Genomic DNA, 6,119 nt, shown 5'->3' with positions numbered 1-6,119 from the left:
TTGATTGTATTATGCATCTTTGTTGCGATTATTCACTATATCATTCGTAGATTGAAAGATATAGCTATCATGCAAACATTGGGCTATACAAGAAAAAAAATAGTTAGCTTCTTTATCTTTAATTTAGGGAAAATCATGATACTATCAAGTCTTATGATTTATGTATTATTTATTATGTATTGTATATTTACAGATAGTACAGATTTTTATTTTGAATTATCATGTATTTTTTGGATTATAGCAATTACATTGAGTTTTATTTTAATTATACCTATCACAATAATTACGATAGTAGCCTTTACTAGAAATATAAATGTTTCAAAAATAAAAGGTAACAAGCCATATATATTAGTTAGCACATTAAATTTCACTTTAAAATTTCTATTTATAGTCGTAATGTTATTGTCCACGTATCATTGGAAAATCCTATCGAATGAACTCAATCAAAAGATAGATAATTTATCTAATTGGTCAAAAACTAAACATATTTATAAAACTCAAGTTACTTTCGCTAAGGGCGACGATTTAGGTGCGGAAGAAAAAATTAGCAAAAAAATGAAAGACCTTTACTTGGATATGGAAAAACAACATGGTGGCTTTCTAATTAGTACGTCAAATTATGACAAAATAGATGGAAAGTATATCTATGATTTAAATAATGAAAATGGGGATCCGAAGTTAGAACCTTCCGGAAATAGTGTTACTATAAATTCAAACTATTTATCTTATAATCCTATTAAATCAGTAAAAAAAACAATCAAAGAGCAAATTATTCATGATTCGAATACTATGAATATATTAGTGCCTGAAAAATTAAAGGAATATGAGAAGGAGATATATAAGAATTATAGAAAACATTTTTATTTCCAAAAAGTTGAAGTTGATAACATTTATAATGAGGAACTAGGAAGAGAGAAAAATAACACTAAAGAACAAGAGTTAAATATAAATATTATATATGTAAAAAATAATCAAGATTATTTTACTTATGATTCAACTATAAAAGCGGAAGATAAAAATCTCATTAGAGATCCTATTGCAATTATTGATACAGGTATCTTCAATCAATCCTTTTATTTGTCATATGTTGCATCTGAATTTTATTTTAAAACTAATAGTGAGCAACCATACGATAGTATAAGGGCTACCATTACTAAAAATGAGGCTCAATCAACTATACAAAATATCACCTCAGTATATGATCGTTTAGCGTTTGAAATTCAAAACCTAAAAACAGAAAAAGAAAATTTATTGATCGCAATGATCATATTAATCGTCTCGAATTTTCTAATAACTTATAACACTATTTCTAGTTACTATGAAAAAAACAAGTTCAATTTGTATATTAAACAGTTATTTGGATTTAGCGCTATAAAGCGCAATAAAAATATGATTACTTTATTGTTATTAGTAAATATTATACCTATTATATCTGTATCTATATATGTTATTGATACTTATGTGATTTCTATAGGTATTTTGATCCTAATCTTAGAAATTTTAATAAGCTATTTCTTTGATAAGAAATTAAGCAATCAAACATTCAATGCTATCATAAAAGGAGAACATTAGTAATGATTGAATTAGTGAATATAAATAAGAAATTTGGTAATAAAGTTGTATTAAAAGACTTCTCATTGAAGATTGAAGATACAGACTTCATCGCAATCGTTGGGGAAAGTGGAAAAGGAAAAACGACGTTATTAAATATTATTGGTTTATTAGAACAAAGCGACTCTGGAGATATAATTATAGAAGAACAAATGAATCCAAACAAAAAGCAAACCTTACTATTGCAACGTGAAAAATTAGCTTATCTATTTCAAAATTACGCTTTAATGGAAAACGAAACGGTAGAGAAAAATTTATTAATAGCCCTAGAATATCAAAAAAATATCGATAAAAGAAAAATAATAAAAGAAGCTTTACAAAAAGTGAATTTGCCTAATTATGAGAAGAAAAAAATTTTTGAGCTTAGTGGTGGAGAACAACAAAGAATCGCTTTAGCAAGAATACTTATTAAAAAATGCGACTACATTTTAGCTGATGAGCCAACTGGTAATTTAGATAACAATAATCGAGATTTAGTGTTTAACATATTAAAAGACCTTAATGAAGATGGAAAAACGATAATATTTGTTACACATGATATGGAATTGGCCTCTAGAGCAAAAAAAATTATAACAATTTAGCGTAGGTTAAAAAGAAACTATTTTTACCCATACCATTAAAATAGTATGAGACTGATATTAATGCATCATTTGCAAAACGAAAGGACGATTCTTATGTATTTATAGAATCGTCTCTTCGTTACTATACGTATCCTTATTAAAGTCATTAAAATGGGTCCTATTGCAAAAAATCGAGAAGCTGATATTGTGTATGAAATATTGTATAAAAGAAGCTTATAACGATTTAATAGTGATGAATTATTAAATCAGTTGGAATCTGTTCGTAAAAAAGTAAGGTATGTAGAAAACAGCGCTAGTAATTGGGCTAGGATTAATCCCACTCTGTTCTTAATTTAAGGAATTCCAAAACGTTCTAACTTCAATGGAAGACCGCCTGCGCCACAAGCTTAATTGTTCCGCAAAGAAAGTCATACTACTTGTATGGCTTTTTCTTTATTTTAGTTACTTAAGCCCTACATTTTTATCTGATTTGCTTTTGCTGGTGTAGAAGAGGGAAAATATAGAAGCATAAAGTGAAACTTTGCCCTCACCAATTGGGCTTTTACGGGCAGCCCGCCCCCACCTAATTTCTTTGCTTTCGCTGAATTTTGAGGTGGGGATCTTACTGCCCGTTAATGCGGGATAAAAGAAAACCGCCTGAAATGATATGTACTTGAATAGTAGTACATAAAAAATACAAATAACAATAAATTAAATATCGTTAAAACAAAAAGGAGATGTCCCAGGCATAGTACTAGGACATCTCCTTTACTTATCTAAATTCTACAAAGCACTCTCAATTAAACAATTATTAAATATATCTTCTATCTAAAACATCGTATTATCATTAGCTGCTTCACTTGGAATCTCTTGAATTACATCCCAGTGTTCGACAATCTTTCCATCCTTGATACGAAATATATCCACTATAGCAACTCCCTTATCTTGAGAATTAGTACGAGAATGTACATGAAGAGCAACTGTATCCCCTTCAGCTACTACACGTTTAATCTCTGCAGAGGAATTAGGATTTTTAACAAAATCCTCCTTAAAGAAATCCATGAAGGCTTTTCGTCCATCAGCAACAAAAGGATTATGTTGCTTATAATCTTCGCTAACATATTTAGGGATAATATCGATATTATGTTTGTTAAAAACTTCATTATAGAAATCAACTACCATCTTTTTATTCTTTTCATTTTCTTTCACTTCTTTTGATACAGAAGCAACATTTTCGCTCTTTATTGAGTTACCTTTGTTATTACCGGTGGAAGCTTGAAATATCAAAGTCGATACAATTCCTAAAATAAACACAGAAATAATTATTACTATTAAACTTTTCTCTAATTTCATATATACCTACCTCTTCTACTTAAATAAGTTCTCTTCTATAAAAAGCTTGAAGAAGGAGAAACCTTCCCCAAAATGTAATGTCAGGGGTAATGTTAGGAATTTCATTTATCCTAACCTCCCCCTATACAACGCATATTAGAAACGATTCATTCTAACTTAATACCTCATTAACAGTTGCACTGTCCACAATTTGAATAAACTTCTTAACCTTATCGTTCTCATCAAACTTATAAAGGTGACAAAAATCTGCTATGAACGATTTCCCTGTAGCTTTATATGTCCCACTATATTTTCCATACACGATAACAGTATTGTTATTAAAAGCATAGATTTCATCTTTAGCGCTATAGTCATCCCATTCTGTGCCAAGACGTTCATGTACGTTTTTCACTACTTCATCTGGACCTATATAAGTACCTGCATATGGAAACCCAGCAGCTTCTGTCCAAGATACATTTTCACTTAAATACGTTTTGAACGCATCCAATTTCCCTTCGCCAGTTAACACATACGTTTCATGTAATAGCTTTTGATATTTATTCATATCATTAACCCCAAGGCATTTCTTTTGTTACAACTTTTGCACTTAATTCTAATACACCTTTATTTGCATAGCCTGGATATGCTGCTTCAAGTTTTGCCACAAAATCTTTTGAAGTTCCACTTTCCTCAGAAGCTTGAACCGCAGTTCTTAGATAATCCATTGTCGCAGTAAGTGCTTGATTATTTAGGGATTTTTCGATTGATCCATGGCTAGGTACAATTATGTCAGCATGTAATGCTTGTAATACTTTCAAGTTCTCAATCCACGCCTCCATAGCCGCTTTTGAGCTAGTATCCGCTAAGAATACATGTATTTCGTTAAAAACATCAATACCACCAATTAATACTTTTAGTTCTTTATTAAATAGGCTAGTTCTGTAATGATCTAAGCCTACTAGTTCAAATGTTAACCCCTGAAAATCAATCGCTTTTTCTTTAAACACTTGAGGTAATACCACGTTACTTGGTGCATTTTCTCCAAGGGCGTCTTTCCAAACTTTTAATTTCCCTAAGACAGAATGAACGATATGTTCAACAGTAGACTCTGTTGCATACGCTATAGCTTCTGGGTAAACGGCTTTAATGCTCTCTAATCCAAAGTAGTAGTCTGGATCCCCATGAATAATAAAGATTTTATCTAAAGATAAGTTATTTTTTTTCAGATACTCAACAATTCCTTTCGAATCAGATTGAGTAAATTTTGAATTTATTAAAAATGCATGTCCTGCTTTCTCAACTAATGTTGCTGTGACCATAAAGCTTTTTTCGTCCGAACTAAACACCGTTAATTTCACATCTTTTTGATTTGTATCGATTGTTTTAAACATAGTATGTTATTCTCCTTTTGTTAAAGTTATTAACTAATTATCATATTTTTATCTTGTTCCGATAAAGTGAAACTTTAATCAGTGGGGGTTTTGTTCATCCCCACTGATTATTAATTGAACCAATCGGACTTTTACGGACAGTTGATCCCCCACCTAACTTCTTTGCTTCCACTGAATTTTGAGGTGGGGGTCTTACTGCCCGTTAAAGCGGGATAAAATCTCCCACTCCCATTTATCTGAAAGTGTAATAGTACTGGCGAATATTCCGGAGATAAATGTCAGGTGGCTTAAGATAACATGTTTGCTACTATATCCTAAATTTTCTTAATATAAATTTTTAAAACGCGCTTCAATTTTATCCGGTGTCATTACGCCACCACCAATAGGAATAATTTGATTATCCTTTTGTAAAAGTAAGGAAGGATAACTATTAACACCAAGCTGTCGAACTTTATTGAAATCATTTTGGACATCTATTATTGTTTCTTGAGCGTTTAAACGTTCTAATACTTGTTCAGGGTCCAAACCATGCTCGATTGCAATCTTGCGATATGTTTCAGGATCACTCAGACTTTGGCCCTCATAATAAAACGCTTTTTGCATAGCCGAAGTGAATTCTAATAAACGGTCTGGCGCTAATGAGCGTAAAGCTGAAAAGCCAATTGCAGCATCTTTCGAATTCATTTTAAAAGTCCCTTCCTCTACCAATTTTTGATAGGAAGGACCAAATTCAGCACCTGTAAGTTGATTAATTCTTTTATTTCCTTCTTCTATATATGAGAAGTGTTTCATTGGTAAATTATCCAAAAATAACCCTCCACATAAAACCGTTAATGGCACTTCAGTGTGGTTTTTGTAAAATCCTTTAATACTTTCTGAAAAACCATAGCACCATCCACAATATGCATCCCATACGTAAATAAGATTATCTTGTTTCGTCTCCATTTAAATCTCCTACCTTTTTTTTATTATCCAGCTCAACTAAATTTTTGGTTTATATAAGTACATCTTTTTATACCTTGTTCTTTTTTAGATACCTTACTATATTTCCCCAAAACTAATATTTCCAAAGAAAGATCCACCAAGGTTTTTAACAAAAGATAACGTTGCACCTTATTGCCCCGTAACAGAAAATACTAAAGCTTAGAATATACATCGATTTGAATGTGTTAGTAACTTTCTACACCGGGTGGCAACGTATGGACCACCATCCTTAATTAAATAT

6 protein-coding genes are annotated in these 6,119 nt (G+C 31.1%); 2 read left to right on the top strand and 4 right to left on the bottom strand.

All coding sequences use genetic code 11. The features are described 5' to 3' along the window. Positions 1-1,572 (top strand): DUF1430 domain-containing protein (locus tag V6946_RS04770; protein WP_406622251.1); only part of this gene is annotated, 1,572 nt, incomplete at its 5' end. A gap of 2 nt (positions 1,573-1,574) precedes the next feature. After that, on the top strand, positions 1,575-2,192 hold the full coding sequence (locus V6946_RS04765; RefSeq protein ID WP_000571715.1) for a putative bacteriocin export ABC transporter: 618 nt from the start codon (positions 1,575-1,577) through the stop codon (positions 2,190-2,192). A gap of 807 nt (positions 2,193-2,999) precedes the next feature. Here V6946_RS04765 and V6946_RS04760 read toward each other — a convergent pair. From V6946_RS04760 to V6946_RS04745, 4 genes are all read right to left on the bottom strand, one after another. Next, the gene (locus V6946_RS04760; RefSeq protein WP_000764219.1) at positions 3,000-3,524 is read right to left on the bottom strand and encodes an ester cyclase; all 525 of its coding nucleotides are present in this window, start codon (positions 3,522-3,524) and stop codon (positions 3,000-3,002) included. 151 nt (positions 3,525-3,675) lie between these two features. Continuing rightward, positions 3,676-4,068 (bottom strand): nuclear transport factor 2 family protein, encoded by a 393-nt coding sequence (locus V6946_RS04755; RefSeq protein WP_001046359.1) that lies wholly within the window; start codon positions 4,066-4,068, stop codon positions 3,676-3,678. Between the two features lie 4 nt (positions 4,069-4,072). Further along, positions 4,073-4,894, bottom strand: coding sequence for an MBL fold hydrolase (locus tag V6946_RS04750; protein WP_006919777.1), 822 nt, complete (start codon positions 4,892-4,894; stop codon positions 4,073-4,075). Between the two features lie 324 nt (positions 4,895-5,218). Continuing rightward, positions 5,219-5,839 (bottom strand): DsbA family protein, encoded by a 621-nt coding sequence (locus V6946_RS04745; RefSeq protein WP_000448615.1) that lies wholly within the window; start codon positions 5,837-5,839, stop codon positions 5,219-5,221. Positions 5,840-6,119: the final 280 nt, after the last annotated feature.

The sequence above is a fragment of the Bacillus sp. PPSBB_2 genome (genome assembly GCF_045291115.1).
Classification (GTDB): Bacteria; Bacillota; Bacilli; order Bacillales; family Bacillaceae_G; genus Bacillus_A; species Bacillus_A cereus.
Note: the sequence above shows the minus strand (reverse complement) of the source record. Positions and strands in the feature narration are given on the sequence as shown.

Excerpts from the sequence above, each read along its gene's own strand:
- V6946_RS04755 (WP_001046359.1), bottom strand. The coding sequence starts at position 4,068 with ATGAATAAATATCAAAAGCTATTACATGAAACGTATGTGTTAACTGGC.
- V6946_RS04760 (WP_000764219.1), bottom strand. The coding sequence starts at position 3,524 with ATGAAATTAGAGAAAAGTTTAATAGTAATAATTATTTCTGTGTTTATT.
- V6946_RS04765 (WP_000571715.1), top strand. The coding sequence starts at position 1,575 with ATGATTGAATTAGTGAATATAAATAAGAAATTTGGTAATAAAGTTGTA.
- V6946_RS04745 (WP_000448615.1), bottom strand. The coding sequence starts at position 5,839 with ATGGAGACGAAACAAGATAATCTTATTTACGTATGGGATGCATATTGT.
- V6946_RS04750 (WP_006919777.1), bottom strand. The coding sequence starts at position 4,894 with ATGTTTAAAACAATCGATACAAATCAAAAAGATGTGAAATTAACGGTG.